Source organism: Amycolatopsis solani, assembly GCF_033441515.1.
Taxonomy (GTDB): Bacteria; Actinomycetota; Actinomycetes; order Mycobacteriales; family Pseudonocardiaceae; genus Amycolatopsis; species Amycolatopsis solani.
Genome location: NZ_JAWQJT010000003.1, coordinates 2,011,742 through 2,034,315, shown reverse-complemented (window position 1 = coordinate 2,034,315; position 22,574 = coordinate 2,011,742). Strand labels below are relative to the sequence as shown.

Sequence of the window (22,574 nt, the reverse complement as noted above, 5' to 3'; positions counted from 1 at the left end):
TCCCATGGGGAGTGGGGAGGGTGGGGGAAATCGTGCCGATCGCCCAGGAACCTTTGGTGTTCCCGGATGTCGAACGGGCCGTCGCGGATTTCGTGCGCGCGCGGCCGGAGCTGTCCGGCGTGCCGGTGGGCACCGCGGTGCCGCCGGGTTTCGACGGGACGCAGCGCGCCGTCGTGCTGACCCGGCTCGGCGGCGTCTACCTCGACGACGACCGGCTCGACAACGCCGAGGTGCGGCTGGACTCCTACGGACCGGACAAGACCGCGGCGCACGCGGTCGCGCTGGCCGTCCGCGGTGTCCTGCCGCTCCTGACCGCGTCCGGCGGCACCGTGTTCCCCGACGTGGCCGAGCTCCAGGGCCCGTGCTTCGTGCTCGACCGGAGGCATTCCGACGCGAACCGGTACGTCATGCGGTACCGGTTCGTCGCGCAAGTCGAATCCAGACCGGCCTGAACCGGGCCGGCGGTGCAGTGGGAGGGCTGCTCATGCCAGGACTGAACGCCAGCGAGATCCGGGTGGCGGGAACCGGGGCCATCTACGTGGCGCCGGCGCACACCGCCGCACCGGCCGACTTCACCAAGCCGTGGGCGTCGCCGTGGGTCGACCTCGGCTACACCACCGCCGACGGCGTCAAGTTCGTCAAGAAGGACAAGCTCGACCCGGTGGACACGTGGCAGTCGGTGGCCGCGATCCGGTACGTCTTCAGCGATCGCGACTTCTCCGCGAAGTTCTCGCTGCTGCAGATCAACAGCGACACCCTGCAGTTCTTCTTCAGCTCGCCCGCTGGGACGAGCGGCGTCTACAACATCGCCGCCGCGCCCCGCGTGGACGAACGCGCGCTCGGCATCGAGTTCAGCGACGGCCCGAACGTGAAGCACCGCTTCTACATCCCGCGCGGGGTCGTGACCGAGACCGACGAGACGGCGATCACCCGGACCGCGGCGATCAAGCTCGGCGTCACCTTCACCGCGATGACCCCGATCACCAGCACGTCCGAGCCGCTCGCGCAGTGGTCGATCAACCCGGCCGCCGGCGCCGCCGCCGCGGCCGAAGAACAGCCCGCGTGACCGGGCGAGGGGGAACGCACGAAATGGCGAAGTACAACGTCAACGCGGTCCGCGCCCAGCGCCTGGAAGCCTTGGGGGAGCGCTGGGAGTTCGAGCTGGACGGCGACACCTTCAGCCTGCCGACCGAACTGCCGCGGGAAGCGGTGGCGCGGCTGTCCGGCCTCGATCCGTCCGATTTGGACGGTCTGCTCGAGGTGCTGCTCGGCGCCGAGCAGTTCGAGCAGCTGGGCCGGCACGCGCTGAGCGTGCAGGACGTCCAGGCGCTGCTGGAGGCCTACGGCCGGGACACCGGTATGGCACTGGGGGAATCCTCGGCCTCGACGCGCTCCTGAGCGAGCACGGCGAGGCCGTCGAAGCCGACCTGCTCCGGTTCTACCGGGTGGACCTGCTCGACTACTACCGCGGCAAGCTGACGCCGCGGCGGCTGCGGGTGCTGATCCGGCACCTGCCCCGCGAGTCCGCGCTCGTGCGCGCCCTGCACGGCGAGGCGGCGGAGTGGGGCCTGACCGAGCACCTGCTGGCGGGCGCGGTCGACGAGCTCGCGGTGGGCAACTGGCTGTTCGTCGCGGCCAACTCCGCCGAGGGCGCCGACCAGCCGGACCGGCCGCGGCCCGTGCCACGCCCGGGCGTGGAGCCCGAACCCGACCCGGCGGCGAGCACCGACGAGATCGCCGCGTTCTTCGGTACCCCAGGGAGGTGAGTTCGTGACGCAGCCGACGTCGGCCATCACCAACGCGGCGCAGGCCCAGGTGACGGCGCTGATCAACGGGATCCGCGAGTCGATCACGAGCGCCGTCTCCGACGCGGCGACGAAGCTGACCGAAGGGTTCACCGAGCACGTCAACAAGGAACTCGGCGAGATGACCGCCAAGTTCAAGGAGACGCACCCGGCGGTGACCGCGGCGGTCACCGACGTGGTGGGCTTCGCCGACGCGGTCGGCACGGCGGCGACCGCCGTCCAGAACACCGTCGGGCAGGTCAAGGAGGCCGCGACCGCGATGCGGGAGCTGCCGGGCGCCATCAAGGACCTGCGCACCGGGCTGCGCGAAAGCGCGGTCGAAGTGCAGCGGCTCGGCAACGATCTGCGGAACATGGTCAAGAACGCCCCGGGCGCGATCCGCGACCTCGGGACGTCGCTGCGCGGGCAGCTCACCCAGGGGCTCAACGCGGCCCGGCAGGCCGCGACGGGCGCGGGGCAGGCGATCGGCCGGTTCGCCGCCCAGGCCCGGAGCACGGCACTGGCCGCCGCGGGCGCCGTGCGGAACCTGGCGCAGCTCGCCGTCGCCTACGCGAGAACCGCGGTCCAGGCGGTGATCGCGACCGCGCGGACGGTGGCGATGGCCGTCGCGCAACGCGTCGTCGCCGTCGCGACCCGGCTCTGGTCGATCGCGCAGGCCCTGCTCAACGTCGTCATGCGGCTGAACCCCATCGGGCTGATCATCACCGCGATCACGCTGCTCGTGGCGGCGGTCGTGCTGGCCTACAACCGAAGCACCACGTTCCGGAACATCGTCAACGCCGTGTTCACCGCGGTGAAGAACGTCGTGCTCGGGGCGGTGAACACGATCCGCGGCGTCGTCGCGGTGGTGTGGCCCTACATCGCGAAGGTCATCCAGGTCGCGGTCACGGTGATTCGCACGTACGTCACCACGTACTTCGGCATCGTCCGGACCGTGGTGACGGCGGTGTTCAACGCGGTGAAGGCGGTGGTCACCGCCGCGATCCGCACGGTCGTCGCGACGATCCGCGGCGTCGGCCAGGTGGTCGGCATCGTGCGGAACGCCTTCGAGCAGGCCAAATCCGCGGTGGGCAACGCCATCTCCGGGGTCGTGTCGTTCGTGCGCGGGCTGCCCGGCAAGGTCGTCTCGGCGCTCGGCAACATCGGGAAGACCCTTTACGGCGCCGGGAAGTCGCTGATCGAAGGGTTCATCGGCGGGATCCGCGACATGGCGGGCAACATCGTCTCGGCGATCAAGAACTTCATCGTCGACAAGATTCCCGGCCCGATCAAGAGCGTGCTCAAGATCTTCTCGCCGTCGCAGGTGATGGCCGACATCGGCCGCAACATCGGGGCCGGGCTGACGGTCGGCATCGAGGCGAGCGGCGACCAGGTCGCCGGGGCGATGACCCGGCTGGTGCCGCTGCCGGGTTCCTCGACGATCCGCCCGGCGGTGGCGAACCTGACGAAGGCGGTCGCGGTGTCCGCCGTGGGCCCGGTGGCCCGCTCCGCGCCGGGTGCCCCGGTGACGGTCAACGTGCACCCGCGGGCGAACCAGTCCGAATACGAGATCGGCCGCGTCGCGGCCCGGGAGGTGGCATGGGCGGCGAAACGCTGAACGCCGTGTCGCTCGCGCTGCCGGTGTACGAAGTGGACGGCTGGGCGGGCAACGTCGTGGACGCCGACGGCGTCGAGTGGTGGGTGACCAAGGAGGACGGCTGGTCGGCCGGCCCCGGGGTGCGGCTCGAGCTCGCCGACCGCCCGCAGCGGGACGGCGCCTTCGACGCGCCGTCGTTCCGGTCGGCGCGGGTGATCACCCTGGAGGGGACCGCCATCGCGCCCGACGAGGACGCCCACGAGCGGGCGAAGGACCGGATCGCGGCGGTGCTCGCCGACGGTTCGGCGCCGGTCGAGCTCGTCGTCCGCGAGCGCACCGTGACGCGCCGCGCGCTGGTCCGGCTGTCGGCCGGCACGAAGGTTTCTGACACCACGCCGGTGAGCTTCGACTGGTCCCTGCAGGTGACCGCGCCCGATCCGCTGCGCTACGGCGCGGACGTCCACGAGCTGTCGTGCGGGCTGCCGGAACCGGTGCCGGGCATCACCTTCCCGCTCCGGTTCCCGCTGGTGTTCGGGCAGGCGCAGGGCGGTTCGATGGCGGTCGTCAACGCGGGCACGGCGACCACCCGTCCGGTGTGGACGATCACCGGCCCGTGCACGCAGCCGGTGATCCGCAACGACTCGACCGGCGAACGGCTCGCGTTCTCGCTGAGCCTCGCCGAAGGTGACGTGCTGACCGTCGACACGGCCGCGCGGACGGTGTTCCTCGGCGCGGCGTCGCGCCGTTCGGTGCTGCAGCCGCGGTCGAGCTGGTTCGGGTTCCCGCCGGGCGGCACGGCGATCGGCTTCGAGGCTTTCGATGACGGCGAGACGGGCACGTTGACCGTCCGCTGGCGGGACGCGTGGATCTGAAGAGCGAGAAGGGGAGCTGGCGATGGCGGAACGGCACGCGGGGTGGGTCGACGGCGTCGACTCGGCCGAAGCGCGGTTGATCACCGGGGCACTGGTGCAGGCGGACGCGACCGGCGACGCGCTCGACCCGCTGCGGGCGCGCCCGGGCATCCGGGACGCGCCGGGCACGCCCGGGCTGGTCGCGATCGCGTCGAACAAGCTGCGGGTCAGCCCGTTCCAGGCCGTGCTCGCCGACCGGGCCCGGCCGGGCGACGGTCCCTACATCGTCACGCTGGACGCGGTGAAGGAACTGCCCTTCGGCGCGGCGCACGCGTCCCTGTCCCGGGTGGACCTGGTGGTCGCCGAGATCGTCGGCGGGGCTTTCGCGGTCAACGTCTACGCGGGGGAGAACGCCGCCAGCCCGGTCCGGCCGACGCCGAACGGGTCCCCGGTGCTGGTGCTGGCCGAGGTGCAGGTGCCGCCGTCGGGGACCGCGCCGACGCTCGTCGACCGCCGCCAGTTCACCGCCGCGCTGAGCGGGATCCTGCCGGTGCGCGGGGACGCCGACCTGCCGCCGGTCGCGACCACACACAGCAGCCAGTTCGTCTACCGCCTCGACACGGGGGTGCTGCTGTGCAAGCGCGGCGGCGCGTGGGCGCCCTACCGCCCGCCGCGCGGGGACACCTGGCGCACGCCGACCCTGCAGAACAGCTGGGTCAACTACGGCAGCGGGTTCACCACCGCCGCCTACACCCTGATGGACGACGGCTGGGTGCGGCTGCGCGGCCTGGTCCGCAACGGCGTCTTCGACAAGCCGATCTTCACGCTACCGGTCGGCTACCGGCCGGTCGCGCACTGGCTGCTCGGCGTCTCCACCAACCCGGACGCGCACGGCCGCGTCGACGTCCTGCCGACCGGCGAGGTGATGGCGACGACGGGCAACGCCGGCTGGTTCGCCCTCGACGGCCTCACCTTCTCCACCTACTAGGCACGGGCACATGGGCGCGTCGTACACGTACCTGATCGCGGACCTGCGCACCGGCGCGGTCCTCGACGAGCTCCCGCTGTCCGGCGTGCAGTTCGACCAGAAGCTGAACGACGCCGGGACGCTGCGCGGGCAGCTGCGGGTCGACGATCCGGAGATCCGGATCCGGGAGCCGCGGCTGCTCGCCGAGCCGGGCCGCACCGCGGTCTACGTCGATCGCGACGGCGACCTGGTGTGGGGCGGCATCGTCTGGACCAGCCGCTACAGCGCGGGCAGCGGGGTGCTGGAGCTGACTGCCGCCGACTTCCTGTCCTACTTCGACCACCGGCTCGTCCTCGACCCCGCGGACCTGACCCGGCCGGTGTCGTTCACGGCCACCGACCAGCTCGCGGTCGCGCGCGGGCTCCTGGACCTGGCGCAGTCGGCGCCCGGCGGCGACCTCGGGGTGGTCGTGACGGGCACGCAGACCTCCGGCGTCCTGCGCACGGTGAGCTACGCGTCGGCCGACCTGAAGTCGGTCGCCGAGGTGCTGCGCGACCTGGCCGGCACCGACACCGGCTTCGACTTCGCCTTCGACGTCCGCTACGACGAGAGCGGCCAGCCGGAACGCCTGCTGCGGCTGGGATATCCGCGCCTGGGCCTGCCGGGCGGCGAGCGCGCGTTCGTCTGGGAGTACGGCGCCAACCTCGTCGACTTCGTGTGGCCGAGCGACGCCGCGAGCATGGCGACCCGGGTGCTCGGGATGGGGAACGCCGACGCCGGCGGCGTCCCCGTGGTGCGCTCCGATCCCAGCGCGACCGCGGGTGGCTGGCCGTTGCTGGAGGCCGCTGCCGCACCGGTGGACACCACGGACGCCGCGATGCTCGCCGCGCACGTCGCCGGCGAGCTGGCCGCGCGGCGGCGGCCCGTTGTGCTGCCCGAGCTGACCGTGCGGGCCGACCTCGACCCGGTCGTCGGGTCCTATTCGGTCGGTGACGACGCGCGGATCGTCGTGGCCGACCCGTTCTTCGCCGGGGACCAGCTCGACGTCACCGTCCGGCTGCTCGGGCTGTCGGTCACGCCCGGCGACGAAGCCGGGCGGGAAGAAGTCGTGTTGACCGTCGAGCCGTTCCTGGAGCCGTCGTGAGCCGAGTCAACCAGCCGGACACCCTCGTCACGCTGCTGCGGGAGATCCAGCGGCGGCTGCGCGTGCTCGAAGGCACCCGCCACGCGACGGCGTTCGCGGCGGCGGCCGCCGCGCCGGCCCCGGTCCAGGTCTTCCAGCCGGCGCGCCCGCAGGACTGGCCCGGCACGGCGGCGGCGGACTGGACGCCGCTGGTCCGCCTGCTCACGCGGCCCGGCTCGTTCGTGGTCGTCCTCGAGGCCGTGGCCGACGGCGAGGGGGAGGTGCGGGTGGTCGTGGACGGCGAGCCGGCCGAGACGGTCGCGGTCACCGGCGAGGTCAGCCGGCACGAAACCGAGGTCACGGTGAGCGCCGAGCTGGTCGTCGAAGCCCGGCGGACCGGCGCGGCGGGCACGGTCCGGGTGACGGCTTTCGCGCGCTGACCCGCTGTCCGGAACGAGACAGGTATTCACCGCCCCCTTGACCGGTTCGTCGGGCGTTGCCGAAGGTGTCCGGGGATGACATCGTTGGCAGGAGGAACGCTCAGTGAAGAGCAAGGTCCTGGCGGGCGCGTTGACGCTCGCCGTGGTGGCGACGGGGGTGAGTCCCGCCGTCGCTTCGGCCTCGGGCGGGGACGCGCTCGACGCCGTCAACACGTTCATCGGCACGCAGGACGAAGGCAACACCTTCCCCGGCGCCTCGGCGCCGTTCGGGATGACGCAGGTCAGCCCGATCACCTCGCACTACGCCGGCTACCGCTACACCGACACGGCCATCCGCGGCTTCGGGCACTTCTTCCTGTCCGGCGCGGGCTGCTGGGAGCAGGGCGGCCTCGTCTCGACGCTGCCGACGACCGGGGAAGTGGGCCCCGGCAAAGCGTTCGACACCAGCGCGCCTGAAACATTCGATCAGAAGCAGTACGCGGCGCCGTTCACCCACGACGGCGAGGTGGGCAAGCCCGGCTACTACAAGGTCCACCTGACCGGCTACGGCGGCATCGACGTCGAGACGACCGCGGCCACGCGCGCGGGTGTCGAGCGGTACACCTTCGCGAAACCGGGTGACGCCAACGTCTTCGTCAACGTCGGGCAGGCCAACGACAAGGAACCGGTGACGGGCAGCAGCATCCGCGTCGTCGACGACCGGACCGTCGAAGGAACCGTGGAGTCGCAGGCGTTCTGCGGTGGCAAGGCCTACACGACGTACTTCACGACGAAGTTCGACAAGCCGTTCAAGTCCTCGGGCACGTGGTCGCCGGACGGCGGCACCCCGGGCAGCAAGCAGTCGAGCGGCGGCGCGGGCCTGCGCGGCGCCTGGCTGACGTTCGCCGGGGGCGGTCAGGTCACCGCGACCACCGCGATCTCCCAGGTGGACGCGCAAGGCGCGCGGGGCAACCTGGCGGCGGAGCACATCCGGTCGTTCGACGCGGCGAAGGCCGACGCGCAGCGCACGTGGCGCCGTGAGTTGTCCACTGTGGACATCAAGGGCGGCACGACCGATGACCGCACGGTGTTCTTCACCTCGCTCTACCACGCACTGCTGCAGCCGCTGACCGCGAACGACGCCGACGGCCGCTACTACGGCTTCGACAAGAAGATCCACCGCGCGGCGGGCTGGACGTACTACGACTTCTTCTCGCTGTGGGACACCTACCGCTCGCAGAACCAGCTCCTCGCGTTGCTGCGGCCCAGCCGCGCGAAGGACATCGCGAAGAGCATCCTCGCCATCCACGACCAGGGCGGCTGGCTGCCGCGGTGGGCGTACGCGAGCCAGGAGACCAACACGATGACCGGCGACCCGGTCACGCCGTTCCTGGTCGACCTGTGGCGGTTCGGCGCGCTGTCGGGCGAGGAAGCGCACGCTTACCAGGCGCTGCTGCAGAACTCGACGCAGATCCCGCCGGCGTCGTCACCGTTCCAGGGCCGCTCGGGCAACGCGAGCTACCAGCAGGACGGGTTTGTCCAGTACGACACGAACTTCCCGAAGAAGGGCCAGGACACCGACCCCAACCACGGCGCTTCGGCCACCTTGGAGTACGCGCTCGGTGACTGTTCGCTGTCGGTCATGGCCGCGGCACTCGGCAAGAAGGACGACGCGGCCGCGTTGAAGGCGAAGGGCCGGACCTACCGGACGCTCTGGGACGAAACGCAGACCGACCGCGGCTTCACCGGCTTCTTCCGGCCGAAGGTCGCGGGCGGCGACTGGTTCACCCCGGCCGGCGAGCCGTACAGCCCGCAGAGCCAGGACGGCTTCCACGAGGGCACGGCCTGGCAGTACCAGTGGCTGGTCCAGCAGGACGTCCCGGGCCTCGTTCAGCGGATGGGCGGCCCGGCGAACACCGGCAAGCGCCTCGACGACTTCTTCGCCTACGACGAACTGGTGAAGAACCCCGCGACCGCGGTCCGCGAGAACTGGGTCGTCGGTCCGTACGACTACTACGACCAGTTCCGCTACAACCCGAACAACGAGCCCGACCTGCACTCGCCGTGGATGTACGCGCTCACCGGGCAGCCGGCGAAGACGTCGGCGGTCGTGCGGGCCGCGCACACGCTGTTCACCAACGCGCCCAACGGGGTCACCGGGAACGACGACCTCGGCACCATGTCGGCCTGGTACGTCTTCAGCGCGCTGGGGCTCTACCCCGCCGTCCCAGGGACTGGGAACTTCGTGCTCAACACGCCACGGTTCGAGAAATCCGTGCTGCACCTGGAGAACGGGCGCGACGTGACGATCAAGGCGCCCGGCGCGGACGGGGCGAAGCTGCAGTACGTCTCGGGGCTGAAGGTCGGTTCGAAGCCCAGTGACAAGGTGTACGTCGGCTTCGACCAACTCAAGCGCGGCGCGACGCTCGACTTCTCCCTGACTGCCGATGTCGCGAAAGCGACGTGGGGGACTTCGCCGTCCGCAGCACCGGTTTCACCGTGTTCTGACTAGACAGTGGTGCTCGCGGACGTGGTCCTGACCACAATGGACCACGTTCGTGAGCATCGTCACGGGACCCGGTGTTCCGGTGAGGGCCGTCACGCCTCACACTGGTATCAGCACGTCCGACGACGCCGTTGACGTACAAGGCAAGTCCGCCTTGGACGGTGTGTCGGACGTTTGTCGTGTCAGTACCAACGTGGTGAGACCCCACAGGAGGAAGACGTGTCCAGCAAGGCCGCTCTAGTGTTCCGCGTGGCCGCAGTAGCCGAAGCCCTTTCCTGGGCGGCGCTGCTTGTCGGGATGTTCCTCAAGTACGTCGTCCACTCCTCCGGCGAGGGCGGCGTGCCCGTCATCGGCATGGTGCACGGCGTGATCTTCGTCCTCTACGTGGTCGTCTCCCTGTCCGTGGCGAAGCCGCTCGGCTGGCGCCCGAAGACGCTGGTCCTCGCCCTGCTCGCGAGCATCCCGCCGCTGTTCACGTGGCTGTTCGAGAAGTGGGCGCTGCGCAACGGCAAGCTCGACGGCCCGCAGCGGCTGTCCCACGGCGGTGTCGGCCTGTTCCAGGTGCGCGAGCCCGTCGCCGCCTGATCCCAAGACGTGAGAAAGGCCCGCACTCCGGTGCGGGCCTTTCTGCTGTCCGGACGCGGTGCTATTCGGTGAAGTCGCCTGCCGCGCGGCGCACCTTCGTCAGCAGGTCGGTCAGCTGCTCGGTCTGCCGTTCGGTGAGCCCGGTCAGCCCGAAGCCGATGTCGTTGACGGCCACGGTCGCGGTCTCGCGGCGCTTGCGGCCCTCGTCGGTGATCTCGACGAGCGTCGTGCGCCGGTCGGTCGGGTGCGGGACGCGCTTGACGAGCCCGTCCTTCTCCAGCCGGTCGACTATGTTGGTGACACTGGTGGGGTGCAGCTGGAGCCGCTCGCCCATCACCCGCATCGGCAGGCTGGCGCTGCGGGCGAAGGTGAGCAGCACCAGTGCTTCGTACCGGGCGAAGGTCAAGCCGTGCGGCTTGAGCGCGCCGTCCACCGCGGACTGGATGATCTGCTGGACCCGCATCACCCCGGTCACCGCGGCCATGGTCCCGGAGGGGCCGATCCGGTCCTCCCAGAGCGCGGCCGCGCGGGCGATCGGGTCGAACGGCAGCGGACGGTTCATGACACGCGAAGTTACCAGCGGGTACCCGCGCGTGTCCCACGACCGGCGGAAAGAGCACCGAAGAAGGGACTTCCGACCATGATCGTCGCGTTCAGCGTGAGCCCGTCCGGCGGAGAGCCCGACGGCGGGGTGAGCGAAGCCGTGGCCCGCGCCGTCAAGGTGGTCCGGGACTCCGGGCTGCCCAACTCGACCAACGCGATGTTCACGAACATCGAAGGCGAGTGGGACGAGGTGATGGACGTCGTCAAGCGCGCGGTCGAGGCCGCGGGCGAGGGCTCGGCGCGCGTCGGCCTGGTCCTGAAGGCCGACATCCGCCCCGGCTTCACCGACCAGCTCGAAGCCAAGGTGGACCGCATCGAAGCCCACCTCCGCGACTCGTGAGTGTTTAGTCGGGTTAGAACCCGACTAAACACTCACGAGCGGTTACGGGAGTGGCGGGGTGAAGGCGACCGTCCAGCGGCCGTCTTCGCTCGTCACCGTGAGCGGGTAGCTGAACGGCTGCCCGTCGCCGAGCGTGCCCGTCACCGTGGCGCGGGCGGGCGCGGCGGCGTCCGGCCCCAGCTCCACCCGCACGTCGTGGACGCCGTGGTCGCCCAGCACCGCGACGTAGTCCTTCGCGAAGTCGCCGCCGCCGGAGCCGGGGTAGTCGAGCAGGCCGGCGAAGGCGTCCGCGTCGTGCCCGGAGAGCGCTGTCGCGAGCTTGTCGCGCAGCTCGGCCGGGGAGGCCGCGCCCGGGTCCGGCTGGTGCACGATGAGCAGCGTCACCGCGCCGATCCACGTGACGGCGGCGGCGATCGACAGCCCCACCTTCACGTCACGCCGGATGTGCACCCGGCCGAGCCTGCCCCAGCGGCGCCGTCCTGCCAAGCGGACCGGCCGGGGCACCCGGTGAAACCGCCCGGCGGGCGTGCCAGGATGGAAGCGTGACACAGCCACGCGGATCTGCAGCGAAGTCAGCGGCCTTGTCCGCCGCCCTGTCCGGCGCGGTCGACCTGTCCGCGCTCAAGGCCCGCGCCGACGCGGCGCAGCGGCCACCGGCCCCGCAGGCCGGCCCGCCCTCGGGCGACGGCCCGCCGCCGCCCGCCTCGACCGACGCCGTGATCGATGTCACCGAGGCCACCTTCCAGACCGAGGTCGTCGAGCGGTCCCTGCGCCAGCTGGTGATCGTCGACCTGTGGGCCGAGTGGTGCGGCCCGTGCAAGCAGCTGTCCCCGGTGCTGGAGCGCCTGGCCGCCGAGTCCGGCGGCGCCTGGGTGGTGGCGAAGGTCGACGTCGACGCCAACCCGCGCATCGCGCAGCTGTTCGGCGCGCAGTCCATCCCGACGATCGTCGCCATCGGTGGCGGCCAGCCGGTCGACGCGTTCTCCGGCGCGCTGCCCGAGCCGGAGATCCGCAAGTGGATCAACGCGCTCCTGGACGCCCTGCGCGACAAGCTGCCGTCGATCCGCGAGGCGGAGGCCAACGGTGGCGGCCCGGTCGAGGAGCCCGAGGACCCGCGCTTCACCGAAGCGGAAGAGGCCTTCGAGCGCGGCGACTTCGCCGCCGCGCAGGCCGCCTACGAGCGCATCCTCGACGTCGAACCGGCCAACGAGCTGGCGAAGAACGCACTGGCCCAGGTCAAGTTCACCGCCCGCGCGGAGAGCGCGGACCCGGAGGCCGTCGCGAAGGCCGACGCCGACCCGTCCGACCTGGCGGCCCAGCTGGACGCGGCCGACCTGGAGATCGCGGCGAACGACGTCGAGGCGGGCTTCAAGCGCCTCATCGACACGGTCCGCCGCACGGCGGGGGACGACCGGAACAAGGTCCGCGAGCACCTGGTGGCCCTGTTCGACCTCTTCGACCCGGCCGACGACCGCGTCATGAAGGCCCGCCGCGACCTGGCGTCCGCCCTCTTCTGAGCCCACGAAAAAGGCCCCCACCACCCGGTGGGGGCCTTTTCACGGCTTCGCTCAGGCGTACTGCTTCGAGCAGACCGACGAGCCCTCGAGGTAGCCCTTCCGCAGCGACTCGACGCGGTCGAAACCGCTGTCCGGGCGCTTCCCGTTGACGTCCGCCGACACGAGGCTCTCCGGCTGCAGCAGGTCCGCGATGGCCTCGTCGAGGTCACCCGCGGACAGCCGCAGGTCGCCCGGCCGGTTCGTGAACGCCGCCCACGCGCCGACCAGGCACGCCGTGCGCAGGCCCGCGTTCGCGTTGTCGATGGAGGCGCCGACGCCCTTCTGGATGCCGAGCGCGTACCGCGAAGCGACCTCAGAGAACGCCGCGAAGTCGCCCATGCCGCCCGGGTCCTCGCCCTTCATCTCGGCCTCGCGGTCGATCGGCTGGGCGAGCTCGGCCAGCTTCGCCAGGTCGATGCTCACGGTGTTGTCGCCGGGGCAGTACGACGCCGGCGGCGTGGTCTGGCAGCTGCCGCCGTCGGTGATCTCCGGCGCCGCGACACCGGCGCCCTTGAAGGCCTCGTCCAGGCTCTTCTTCAGCAGCTCGACAGCCTGGTCGTTGAACTTCGCGTCGCCCTTGCCCTTGTCGCCCTTGTCGAACGGGCGCTCGGTCAGCCGGGCCTTCACGTTCTCGGTGTTCATCGCCGCGCACTCCTTCGGGCCCTTCTCGAACCCGGCCTGGAACGCGTACGTGCGGTCGAACGCCGTGCCGTGGGCGCCGCGGTCGGCGGCGCTGGTGCCCGCCTGGTCGCGGATCAGGAACATCGACGCCATCACCTGGTTCAGGCCTTCGGACGTCGACACCCGGTAGAACTTGCTCTTGTCCTCGGCGACCCAGCGGAAGTAGCCGCCGGCGAAGCAGTCGGCCTGCTGCTCCTTGACCACGGTCGGGGTGCTCTTGGTGATCCCCGCCTTCTCGCCGAGCCGGTACTGCACGGCGTGGCCGAACTCGTGCGCGAGCACGACGACCACCGACATCGGCCCGAACCGCTGGCGCAGCATCGGCAGCAGCACGCCGCGGTCCCACGCCACCGAGTCGTCGACCGGGCAGTAGAACGCGTTCACGAGCTTCTTCACGCTGCCGCAGCCGGTCTCTTCGGTGTCGGTCTGCGCGTCGTAGGACAGCAGCGACTTCACCGGCTCGAACTGCTGCCCGAAGTCGGCCTGCAGGTGCTCGGCCCAGTACGTCTGGACGTCGGCGATCGCGGCCGTGGCGAGCTTGTCGTCCTCGCCGCCGTCGGCGTTGCGGACGTTGAGGTCCGGCGACGGCGCGTCCGGCTTGAGGCCGCTCTCGAAGTGCGTCACCGGCAGCCCGGACACCGAACCTGCGCCGGTGTCCTTGGCCGGGTCCCCGCTCGCGCCGCCCTTGCTGGTGGTGCACCCGCTCACGGCGACCGCCGCGACGGCCAGCAGCGCGACCAGCGCGCGCCGTCCTCCCCCTGGGATCATCTGTCCAACTCGCTCTCGTGCCCACCCGGTACCCGACGGGCAGGACCCTACCCAGGGCATACGCGGAGCGTGCACGTTATCCGCGAACTCCTGCCTGCGCATATCGGGCCGCGGCCCGATATCGTCGCTTCCCATGCGTGCAGTCCGCCGGTTCACCGTCCGCGCCAGCCTCCCGGAATCCCTGTCCGGCCTGGGCGCGCTGGCCACCAACCTGCGCTGGACGTGGCATCCGCCGACACGTGATCTCTTCGCGTCGATGGACGCCGAGCTCTTCAACGCCGTGCGCGACCCGCTGCGGATGCTCACCGCGCTGCCGCCGGCCCGCCTGGACGAGCTGGCCGTCGACGACGACTTCCTCGCGCGCGCCGAGGCCGCGGCCGAGGACCTGGAGCAGTACCTGACCGAGCCGCGCTGGTACCAGCGCCGCGACGACCCCGAGCTGCCGCCCGCGGTCGCCTACTTCTCGATGGAGTTCGGCGTCACCGAAGCCCTGCCGAACTACTCCGGCGGCCTCGGCGTGCTGGCCGGCGACCACCTCAAGGCCGCGTCCGACCTGGGCGTGCCGATGGTCGGCGTCGGGCTGCTCTACCGCAACGGCTACTTCCGCCAGTCGCTCTCGCTCGACGGCTGGCAGGTCGAGCACTACCCGGTGATCGACCCGAACGCGTTCCCCCTCGAACTGCTGACCGCGGGCGGACGTCCGGTGCTGATCGGCGTCGCGATGCCCGGCGGGCGCGAGCTGTGCGCGCAGATCTGGCAGGCCCGCGTGGGCCGGGTGCCGCTGCTGCTGCTCGACACCGACGTCGAGGCCAACGACGAGGACCTGCGCGGCGTCACCGACCGCCTCTACGGCGGCGACGCCGACCACCGGCTGCGGCAGGAGATCCTGGCCGGCATCGGCGGCTTCCGCGCGGTGCGGAAGTACTGCGAGCTGACCGGCCACCCCCAGCCGATGGTGTTCCACACGAACGAGGGACACGCGGGCTTCCTCGGCCTCGAACGCGCCCGCGAGATCGTCCAGGCCGACGGCCTCGCGTTCGACGAAGCCATGCCCGCGGTCCGCGCCGGGACGCTGTTCACCACGCACACCCCGGTCAGCGCGGGCATCGACCGGTTCCCGGTGGACCTGGTGCAGCGCTACTTCACCGACGGCAGGCTCGTCCCGGACATCGACCCGCGGCGCGTGCTCGCGCTCGGCGCCGAGGACAACCCCGGGCTGTTCAACATGGCGCACATGGGCTTGCGGCTGGCGCAGCGCGCGAACGGCGTCTCGCAGCTGCACGGGCGCGTCACGCGCAAGATGTTCTCCCGGCTGTGGCCCGGCTTCGACCACGACGAGGTGCCGATCTCGTCGGTCACCAACGGCGTCCACGGCCCGACGTGGGTGGCGCGCGAGCTGAGCACGCTGCTCGGCCGCGAGTGGGGCCTCGACACCGGCGACGGGCCGCTGCGCGACGGCGTCTCGGACGCGCAGCTGTGGGGGCTGCGGCGAGAGCTGCGCGAGAAGCTGGTGCACGAGGTGCGGCGCCGGGTGCGCGCGGCGTGGCTGCAGCGCGGCGCGTCCCCACTGGAGCTGGGCTGGGTGGACTCGGTCTTCGACCCGGACGTGCTCACGGTCGGGTTCGCCCGCCGCGTCCCGACGTACAAGCGGCTGACGCTGATGCTGCGCGACCCCGAGCGCCTGCGCACGCTGCTGCTCAACGAAGACCGCCCGCTGCAGGTCGTCGTGGCCGGCAAGTCGCACCCGGCCGACGAGAACGGCAAGCAGCTGATCCAGCAGATCGTCCGCTTCGTCGACGGCGCGGACGTGCGGCACCGGATCGTCTTCCTCCCGGACTACGACATGTCGATGGCGCGCTACCTCTACCGCGGCTGCGACGTCTGGCTGAACAACCCGGTGCGCCCGCTGGAGGCGTGCGGGACGTCGGGCATGAAGTCGGCGCTCAACGGCGGCTTGAACCTCTCCATCCGCGACGGCTGGTGGGACGAGTGCTACGACGGCAGCAACGGCTGGGCGATCCCGACCGCGGACGGCGTCCCCGACCCGCTGCGCCGCGACGACCTCGAGGCGGCGGCGCTGTACGAGCTGCTCGGCCAGCAGATCGCCCCGCTGTTCTACGACCGCTCCGGCGAGGGCGGCGTGCCCACCGGCTGGCTCTCGATGGTGTGGCACACGCTGGAGACGCTGGGCCCGCGGGTCCAGGCGTCCCGCATGGTCCGCGAGTACGTCGAAAACGGCTACCTCCCGGCGTCCCGCATGGTCTCGGCCGCCACCGGCGACGGCTACCGCGGCGCGCTGTCCCTGGCGGACTACCGCACCAAGCTCGAGGTCTCGTGGCCCCGGCTGCGCATCTTCGACTCGGAGCTGCTGGTCGAGCAGACCGACCGGCTGGTGGTCGGCACCGAGGTGACGATCCGCGCCCGCATCGACCTGGCCGGCCTCGACCCGTCCGAAGTGGACATCCAGGCGGTGGTCGGCCAGGTCGCCGACGACGACGAACTCCGCGACGCGGTCACGGTCCCGATGACGGCCGACGGCATCGGCGCGTTCGCGGCCCGGCTGAAGCTGCCGAGGCCGGGCTCGATCGGCTACACCGTCCGGGTACTCCCGAAGCACGGCCTGCTGGCGACGCCGGCGGAACTGGCGCGCGTCGTCCTGGCCTGACCTGGAGTTACTCCACCTCACGACGGCTGGAAATCACGCCGCGCGCGGGCCCGGACGGCGTTAGGTTGGGGGCATGCGCTTCGGAATCTTCGTCCCGCAGGGCTGGCGGCTCGACCTCGCCGGCATCGATCCCGCGGACCACTGGAAGACCATGCTCGGCCTCGCGAAGCACGCGGAAGCCGGGCCCTTCGAATCGATCTGGGTCTACGACCACTTCCACACCGTGCCCGTCCCGACCGAGGAGGCCACGCACGAGGCCTGGTCGCTGATCTCGGCGTTCGCCGCCGCGACGGAGACCGTGCGGCTCGGGCAGATGTGCACCTGCATGGGGTACCGCAACCCCGCCTACCTGGCGAAGGTCGCCGCCACCGCCGACACCATCGCCGGTGGCCGCGTCGAGATGGGCATCGGGGCCGGCTGGTACGAGCACGAGTGGCGGGCCTACGGCTACGGCTTCCCCGGCGCCGGTGAGCGGCTCGGGCAGCTCGACGAGGGCGTGCAGATCATGCGCGACCTCTGGACCACCGGGACGTCCACACTGGACGGGAAGCACTACCAGACGGACGGCGCCATCCTGCGTCCGCTGCCGCCGCAAGAGGGTGGCATCCCGCTGTGGATCGCCGGTGGCGGGGAGAAGAAGACGCTGAAGATCGCCGCGAAGTACGCGAAGTACACGAACTTCGCCGCCGATCCCGAGACGTTCACCCGCAAGTCGGAAATCCTCGCGCAGCACTGCAAGGACGTCGGGACCGACTACGACGCGATCGTCCGCTCGGCCAACCACAACGTCGTCATCGGTGAGACCGAGAAGGACGTCCAGGACCGGCTGGCCTGGCTCAAGTCGCACCTCGACAAGTACGCCCCGGCCGACGCCGCCGAGCGCTGGCACGGCAACTTCGTCAACAGCCCCACGACCGGCACGCCCGAGCAGGTCACCGAGAAGCTCGCCGCGATGGGGGAGCTGGGCATGTCCTACGCCATCTTCAACTTCCCCGAAGCCGCGTACGACCGCTCCGGCATCGACCTGTTCACCGAGAAGGTCGCGCCCGCGCTGGCCTAAGGCACCGCGGGGCTGCCGCCGGTCTGCACGGGCAGGCCGGCGGCGGCCCAGGCGCGGAAGCCGCCTTCGAGGTCCGTCGCGTGCGGCAGCCCCAGCCGCTGCAGGTCGGCCGCCGCGAGGCTCGACGAATACCCCTCGTTGCACAGCACGATCACCGTCGAGCCGGGCGTCACCGAGGGCAGCCGCCATTCGCTGTCCGGCGCCAGTCGCCACTCCAGGTGGATCCGCTCGACGATCACCGCACCGGGGATCTCGCCCTCGGCCTGCCGGTTTTCGAACGGCCGGATGTCGACGAGCAGCGCACCCTCCTCCTGCAGTTTCCGCGCGGAGGTGGGACTCACCCGGTCCAGCCCGGCGCGAGCCTCGGCCAGGAACGAATCGACAGCGCTCATGGCCGGACGATAGCGGGCAGGGGCGGGATCTCCGCCGGAACGTCGGCGAGCGTGGCGTACTCGCGCGTGGCGACCAGCGGCGGCGAGTAGGCGTGGACGCTCGCCGCGGGCAGGTCGCCGACGCCGGTGACCTGGTGGGCGCGGCCCGCGCCGAAGCCGAGGCCCTGGCCGGTGACGTGCGTGCGGCGCCGGATCGGCCCGCCGGGGTAGCGGTACTCCTCGCCGATCTCGCCCTGGAGCACGGTGAACGAGCCGGACGCGCCGCCGTGGTCGTGCGGCTTCGTGTGCTGGCCGGGTAGCCACGACAGCAGCCACAGCTCGACGCCGTCGGTGAGGGCCAGCCGGGCCCACCACCGCCGGTCTTCGTCGAACCGCAGGATGCTCTTCAGGTTCGCGGTCAGCTCGGTGGTGACGGTGGCGGTCAGGTCGGCCAGCTCACGCGGGGTCCAGAGCAGCCGCGAGGGGTGCAGCAGCTCGGGCAGCAGCGGGTCGGTCAGCTGCGGGTGGATTTCGACGGGCGGGCGGACGATGGAAGTGGTCAACGCGGGTGCTCCTCGGACGCGAAGGTGATTCGGGACACGGGGGCAGCGCGGTCCGGCTCGCACGCCTGGAAAAGGGCGCGCGGAATCAGCGGAGCCGCGCCCGCGTACACCCGGCCGATGCGACGAGGAGCAGGTCGATCGTGCGACGGCGCCAGAACGAACCCCGGCTGACCGGGGTGGCGGGCGCGTCGGCTGACATGCCAGTGATCGTGCCACAACTCCGGTCCGAGCTGCTCTCCCGCGATGCGGTGTTCCACGAAGTGGGCACGCTCCGACCTGCCGGATCGCCCACTCACCCGGGCGGGTGCGCACGCGCGCGCGACGACAGACAGAATGGGGCTCGTGAGCGAGCCGATCCAGCCCAGCGAACTTGACGACCTCGTGGTCCGGATGGCCGGCGTCGGCGTCCGCCGGGGGACCAACGACCTCCTCAAAGGCCTCGACTGGTCCGTGGAACTGGACGAGCGCTGGGTGGTGCTCGGCCCGAACGGCGCGGGCAAGACCACCCTGCTGCGCCTCGCCGCGGCCGAGCTGCACCCGACGACCGGCGAGGTCGACCTGCTCGGCGAGCGGATCGGCCGGGTCAACATCTTCGACCTGCGCCCGCGCATCGGCTTCACGTCGGCGGCCATCGCCCAGCGCGTGCCGGGCGACGAGCTCGTCAAGGACGTCGTGGTCAGCGCCGGCTACGCGGTCCTCGGCCGCTGGCGTGAGGAATACGACACCCTCGACACCGCCCGCGCGACCGAGCTGCTCGAAGCGATGGGCATCGGCAACCTCGCCGAGCGCACCTTCGGGACGCTGTCCGAGGGCGAGCGCAAGCGGGCCCTGATCGCGCGCTCGCTGATGACCGACCCGGAGATGCTGCTGCTCGACGAGCCGGCGGCGGGCCTCGACCTGGGCGGCCGCGAAGACCTCGTCGCGCGGCTCTCGGCGCTGGCGCTGGACCCGGACGCGCCGGCGCTCGTGCTGGTCACCCACCACGTCGAGGAGATCCCGCCGGGGTTCACCCACGCGCTGCTCCTGCGTGACGGCGGCGCGGTGGTCTCCGGCCTCGTCGACGACGTCATCACCAGCGAAAACCTGTCGAAGACGTTCGACCAGGACCTCGTGCTGGAGCGTTCCGGCGATCGCTTCTTCGCCCGTCGCCGCTAGGGTGGCCTTACCGGCCGGTAGCCTGCTGGCACCTGTTCAACGAGGAGGAGTGACGTGGGAGAGTTCGTAACCCTCGAGGTCAAGGACGGGGTCGGCACCATCCGGCTCGACCGCCCGCCGGTCAACGCCCTGAACGCCCAGGTCACCGCCGAGCTCGCGGAGCTGGCGAAGGAGGCCACCGAACGCGACGACGTCCGCGCGGTGGTCCTCTACGGCGGCGAGAAGACCTTCGCGGGCGGCGCGGACATCAAGGAGATGGCCTCCCGCACGTACCCGGAGATCGCGAAGTTCGGCGCGAACCTCACCGGCACGCTGGCCGCCATCGCGAACATCCCCAAGCCGGTCGTCGCGGCCATCACCGGCTACGCCCTCGGCGGCGGCCTCGAACTGGCGCTGACCGCGGACTGGCGGGTCGCGGGCGACAACGTCAAGGTCGGCCAGCCGGAGATCCAGCTCGGCGTCATCCCCGGTGCGGGCGGCACCCAGCGCCTGGCCCGGCTGATCGGCCCGAGCAAGACCAAGGACATCGTCTACACCGGACGGTTCGTCAAGGCCCATGAAGCACAGGGCCTGGGGATCGTCGACCAGGTCGTCGCCCCGGACGACGTCTACGCGGCGGCCCACAAGTGGGCGGCCCAGTTCGCGAACGGCCCCGCCGTGGCGCTGCGCGCGGCGAAGGCGGCCATCGACGGCGGCCTCGACACCGACCTCGCGAACGGGCTCAAGCTCGAGTCGCACCTGTTCGCCGCCCTCTGGGCGACCGAAGACCAGCGGAACGGCATGAAGTCGTTCATCGAAAACGGGCCCGGCAAGGCCACTTTCGAAGGGAAATGACGCCTTGACCGACGTGAACGACCCGGCCCCGAACCCGCACGCCACCGCCGAAGAGGTCCAGGCGGCCTACGCCGACCCCAAGCTGGCGAACGTGCTGTACCACGACTGGGAAGCCGGCACCTACGACGAGAAGTGGTCGATCTCGTACGACGAGCGCTGCATCTCCTACGCCACCGACGTGTTCAACGCCGTGGCGGGCGACGACGGCCAGCCCTACCAGCACGCGATGGAACTGGGCAGCGGCACCGGCTTCTTCCTGCTGAACCTGATGCAGGGCGGCGTCGCCAAGAAGGGCTCGGTCACCGACCTCTCGCCCGGCATGGTCCAGGTCGCGCTGCGCAACGCCGAGAGCCTCGGCCTCGACGTCGACGGCCGGGTCGCCGACGCCGAGCGCATCCCGTACGAGGACAACACGTTCGACCTCGTCGTCGGGCACGCGGTGCTGCACCACATCCCGGACGTCCAGGCGGCGTTCCGCGAGGTGCTGCGCGTGCTCAAGCCGGGCGGCCGGTTCGTCTTCGCGGGTGAGCCGACCAAGATCGGCGACTTCTACGCCCGCAAGCTCGGCCAGTTCACCTGGTTCCTGACGACGCGCGTGACGAAGCTGCCCGCGCTGAGCGGCTGGCGCCGTCCGCAGTCCGAATTGGACGAGTCGTCGCGCGCGGCCGCGCTCGAAGCGGTCGTCGACATCCACACCTTCGACCCGTCGGAGCTGGAGTCGTGGGCCCGCGGGGCCGGCGCGCAGGACGTCCACGCGGTCACCGAGGAGTTCGCCGCGGCGCTCGCGGGCTGGCCGATCCGGACGTTCGAAGCCGCGGTGCCGCAGGAGAAGCTGACCGTGCGCTGGCGGCTGTTCGCCTACAAGCTGTGGCTGCGGCTGTCCGCTGTGGACAAGAAGGTGCTCGCGAAGGTGCTGCCGCGCGAGCTGTTCTACAACGTGATGATCACCGGGACCAAGCGGCCGTCCTAAGTGTCCTTCGCGTTCACCGTCGGCGACGTCGCCTACCTGCGTTCCGACGCGGGGACGGCGGCGCTCGCCGAGGTGTCGGCGCTGCCGCTGACCGACCGGATCGCTTCGGTCGCCGCCGTCCGCCGTATTGTGGGTGAGGAGTTCGCGGCCGCCGTCCTGGAAACCGTGCTGCTGCGCCGGAAAGCCGTCGGCAAAGTGTCCGGTTCGGACTGGCTGTTCACCTCGGACGCCCTCCAGCAAGCCAGTGCCACCCCGGTCGCGCGGCACCGGGCCGCGCGGCTGGCGGGACTCGACGTCCACGACGTCACGTGCTCGGCCGGTGCCGACCTGGTCGAGATCGCGCGGGTGGCCCGGCGCGCGCTCGGGTCCGATGTGGACCCGGTGCGGCTGGAAATGGCCCGCCACAACGGATCCGCCGCCGGTGTCGCGTTCGGACTCGTGCGGGCCGATGCCTTGCGTCCGGTGAGCCGGTCCGGGGTCGTCGTCGCCGACCCCGCCCGGCGTGATTCCGCCGGGCGCCGGGCTTGGAAACCCGCCGACTTCGCCCCACCGCTCGACGGGCTGGTCGAGGCCTACCCGGGCCGTCCGCTGGCGGTCAAGTGCGCGCCCGGCCTGGACTTCGCGCTGACGCCGTGGGCCGACGAGGTCGAGCTGGTGTCCCTGGACGGCCAGGTGCGCGAATCCTGCCTGTGGCGTGGCTTGGGCACGGGCGTCACCCGTCGGGCGACCGTGCTGCGCTCGGACGGGACGCAGTGGACGGTCACCGACGCCGAACCGGACGAACTGCCCACGCGGGAGCCGGGGGAGTGGATCGTCGACCCCGACGGCGCGGTGGTCCGGGCCGGGCTGGTCCGCCACTACGCGGCGCGGCACGGGCTGTGGCAGCTGGACGAGCGCATCGCGTACCTGACCGGCGACACCCCGCCGCCGGGCGTGCGCGCCTTCCGCGTCCTGGAGCACGGGCCCTACAGCGAGAAAGCGCTCAAAGCCGTCCTCAAGCGACACGACGTCGGCCGGCTGGAAATCCTCGTGCGCGGCCTGGACGTCGACCCGGATGCCTTGCGGCGGCGGCTGAAACCGCGTGGCGCCGCCGAGGCGTCGGTCGTGCTGACGCGCATCGGACGGTCCCCGGTGGCGTTCCTCTGCCGCGCCGATAGGTGAACAAAAACTTTCGAG

At 71.4% G+C, this 22,574-nt stretch carries 24 protein-coding genes; 19 read left to right on the top strand and 5 right to left on the bottom strand.

Annotated elements, in window-relative coordinates; genetic code table 11:
• The first annotated feature begins 20 nt into the window (after window positions 1–20).
• From SD460_RS42090 to SD460_RS42040, 11 genes are all read left to right on the top strand, one after another.
• Complete coding sequence (locus tag SD460_RS42090; RefSeq protein ID WP_290052277.1) at window positions 21–452, top strand: hypothetical protein; 432 nt, start codon at window positions 21–23, stop codon at window positions 450–452.
• Between the two features lie 32 nt (window positions 453–484).
• On the top strand, window positions 485–1,066 hold the full coding sequence (locus SD460_RS42085) for a phage tail tube protein (RefSeq protein ID WP_290052279.1): 582 nt from the start codon (window positions 485–487) through the stop codon (window positions 1,064–1,066).
• A 23-nt stretch (window positions 1,067–1,089) separates the two neighbouring features.
• Window positions 1,090–1,398: a hypothetical protein gene (locus SD460_RS42080; RefSeq protein WP_318307603.1), complete on the top strand. Its 309-nt coding sequence runs from the start codon at window positions 1,090–1,092 to the stop codon at window positions 1,396–1,398.
• Between the two features lie 47 nt (window positions 1,399–1,445).
• Window positions 1,446–1,766, top strand: coding sequence for a hypothetical protein (locus tag SD460_RS42075; RefSeq protein ID WP_290052282.1), 321 nt, complete (start codon window positions 1,446–1,448; stop codon window positions 1,764–1,766).
• A gap of 4 nt (window positions 1,767–1,770) precedes the next feature.
• On the top strand, window positions 1,771–3,402 hold the full coding sequence (locus SD460_RS42070; RefSeq protein ID WP_290052285.1) for a phage tail protein: 1,632 nt from the start codon (window positions 1,771–1,773) through the stop codon (window positions 3,400–3,402).
• Entirely contained in the window at window positions 3,384–4,253 is an 870-nt protein-coding gene (locus tag SD460_RS42065) for a phage distal tail protein (protein ID WP_290052287.1), read from the top strand. The genes SD460_RS42070 and SD460_RS42065 overlap by 19 nt, the downstream gene beginning before the upstream one ends.
• A gap of 22 nt (window positions 4,254–4,275) precedes the next feature.
• Window positions 4,276–5,220, top strand: coding sequence for a hypothetical protein (locus SD460_RS42060; protein ID WP_318307602.1), 945 nt, complete (start codon window positions 4,276–4,278; stop codon window positions 5,218–5,220).
• 10 nt (window positions 5,221–5,230) lie between these two features.
• Entirely contained in the window at window positions 5,231–6,343 is a 1,113-nt protein-coding gene (locus SD460_RS42055; RefSeq protein ID WP_290052291.1) for a hypothetical protein, read from the top strand.
• Window positions 6,340–6,762, top strand: coding sequence for a hypothetical protein (locus SD460_RS42050; protein ID WP_318307601.1), 423 nt, complete (start codon window positions 6,340–6,342; stop codon window positions 6,760–6,762). The genes SD460_RS42055 and SD460_RS42050 overlap by 4 nt, the downstream gene beginning before the upstream one ends.
• A 103-nt stretch (window positions 6,763–6,865) precedes the next feature.
• Entirely contained in the window at window positions 6,866–9,253 is a 2,388-nt protein-coding gene (locus SD460_RS42045) for a GH92 family glycosyl hydrolase (protein WP_290052295.1), read from the top strand.
• 213 nt (window positions 9,254–9,466) lie between these two features.
• On the top strand, window positions 9,467–9,832 hold the full coding sequence (locus SD460_RS42040) for a DUF3817 domain-containing protein (protein WP_086673082.1): 366 nt from the start codon (window positions 9,467–9,469) through the stop codon (window positions 9,830–9,832).
• Between the two features lie 61 nt (window positions 9,833–9,893).
• On the opposite strand, the gene SD460_RS42035 is transcribed toward SD460_RS42040, so the two are convergent.
• Window positions 9,894–10,394 (bottom strand): MarR family winged helix-turn-helix transcriptional regulator, encoded by a 501-nt coding sequence (locus tag SD460_RS42035; RefSeq protein WP_290052299.1) that lies wholly within the window; start codon window positions 10,392–10,394, stop codon window positions 9,894–9,896.
• A 78-nt stretch (window positions 10,395–10,472) separates the two neighbouring features.
• Between SD460_RS42035 and SD460_RS42030 the strand changes: the two genes are divergently transcribed.
• Window positions 10,473–10,775, top strand: coding sequence for a thiamine-binding protein (locus tag SD460_RS42030; protein ID WP_290052301.1), 303 nt, complete (start codon window positions 10,473–10,475; stop codon window positions 10,773–10,775).
• A gap of 42 nt (window positions 10,776–10,817) precedes the next feature.
• Here the strand turns inward: SD460_RS42030 and SD460_RS42025 are convergent, their stop codons facing one another.
• Window positions 10,818–11,225: a hypothetical protein gene (locus tag SD460_RS42025; protein ID WP_290052302.1), complete on the bottom strand. Its 408-nt coding sequence runs from the start codon at window positions 11,223–11,225 to the stop codon at window positions 10,818–10,820.
• Window positions 11,226–11,317: 92 nt separating this feature from the next.
• On the opposite strand from SD460_RS42025, the gene SD460_RS42020 reads away from it, so the two are divergent.
• Window positions 11,318–12,292: a tetratricopeptide repeat protein gene (locus tag SD460_RS42020; protein WP_290052305.1), complete on the top strand. Its 975-nt coding sequence runs from the start codon at window positions 11,318–11,320 to the stop codon at window positions 12,290–12,292.
• A 51-nt stretch (window positions 12,293–12,343) separates the two neighbouring features.
• On the opposite strand, the gene SD460_RS42015 is transcribed toward SD460_RS42020, so the two are convergent.
• Window positions 12,344–13,780: a neutral zinc metallopeptidase gene (locus SD460_RS42015; RefSeq protein ID WP_290052308.1), complete on the bottom strand. Its 1,437-nt coding sequence runs from the start codon at window positions 13,778–13,780 to the stop codon at window positions 12,344–12,346.
• 133 nt (window positions 13,781–13,913) lie between these two features.
• Between SD460_RS42015 and glgP the strand changes: the two genes are divergently transcribed.
• Window positions 13,914–16,445 carry an alpha-glucan family phosphorylase gene (gene glgP, locus SD460_RS42010; protein ID WP_318307600.1) on the top strand — a complete coding sequence of 844 codons (2,532 nt, stop codon included), beginning with the start codon at window positions 13,914–13,916 and terminating at the stop codon, window positions 16,443–16,445.
• A 73-nt stretch (window positions 16,446–16,518) separates the two neighbouring features.
• Window positions 16,519–17,505 (top strand): LLM class F420-dependent oxidoreductase, encoded by a 987-nt coding sequence (locus SD460_RS42005; protein WP_290052313.1) that lies wholly within the window; start codon window positions 16,519–16,521, stop codon window positions 17,503–17,505.
• Here SD460_RS42005 and SD460_RS42000 read toward each other — a convergent pair.
• Both SD460_RS42000 and SD460_RS41995 read right to left on the bottom strand, forming a co-directional pair.
• A complete protein-coding gene (locus tag SD460_RS42000) occupies window positions 17,502–17,897 on the bottom strand; it encodes a rhodanese-like domain-containing protein (protein WP_290052315.1) in 396 nt (131 codons plus the stop codon). The genes SD460_RS42005 and SD460_RS42000 overlap by 4 nt on opposite strands.
• Complete coding sequence (locus SD460_RS41995) at window positions 17,894–18,439, bottom strand: cysteine dioxygenase (protein WP_318307599.1); 546 nt, start codon at window positions 18,437–18,439, stop codon at window positions 17,894–17,896. Before SD460_RS41995 ends, SD460_RS42000 begins: the two co-directional genes overlap by 4 nt.
• A gap of 333 nt (window positions 18,440–18,772) precedes the next feature.
• Between SD460_RS41995 and SD460_RS41990 the strand changes: the two genes are divergently transcribed.
• The 4 genes from SD460_RS41990 to SD460_RS41975 are packed head-to-tail and all read left to right on the top strand — an operon-like array spanning window position 18,773 to window position 22,559.
• The gene (locus SD460_RS41990; protein ID WP_290052318.1) at window positions 18,773–19,594 is read left to right on the top strand and encodes an ABC transporter ATP-binding protein; all 822 of its coding nucleotides are present in this window, start codon (window positions 18,773–18,775) and stop codon (window positions 19,592–19,594) included.
• A 54-nt stretch (window positions 19,595–19,648) separates the two neighbouring features.
• The gene (locus SD460_RS41985) at window positions 19,649–20,428 is read left to right on the top strand and encodes an enoyl-CoA hydratase/isomerase family protein (RefSeq protein WP_290052320.1); all 780 of its coding nucleotides are present in this window, start codon (window positions 19,649–19,651) and stop codon (window positions 20,426–20,428) included.
• 4 nt (window positions 20,429–20,432) lie between these two features.
• Complete coding sequence (locus SD460_RS41980) at window positions 20,433–21,398, top strand: class I SAM-dependent methyltransferase (protein ID WP_290052322.1); 966 nt, start codon at window positions 20,433–20,435, stop codon at window positions 21,396–21,398.
• Window positions 21,399–22,559, top strand: a complete 1,161-nt coding sequence (locus SD460_RS41975; RefSeq protein WP_318307598.1) for a class I SAM-dependent methyltransferase — start codon at window positions 21,399–21,401, stop codon at window positions 22,557–22,559.
• Window positions 22,560–22,574 lie beyond the last annotated feature (15 nt).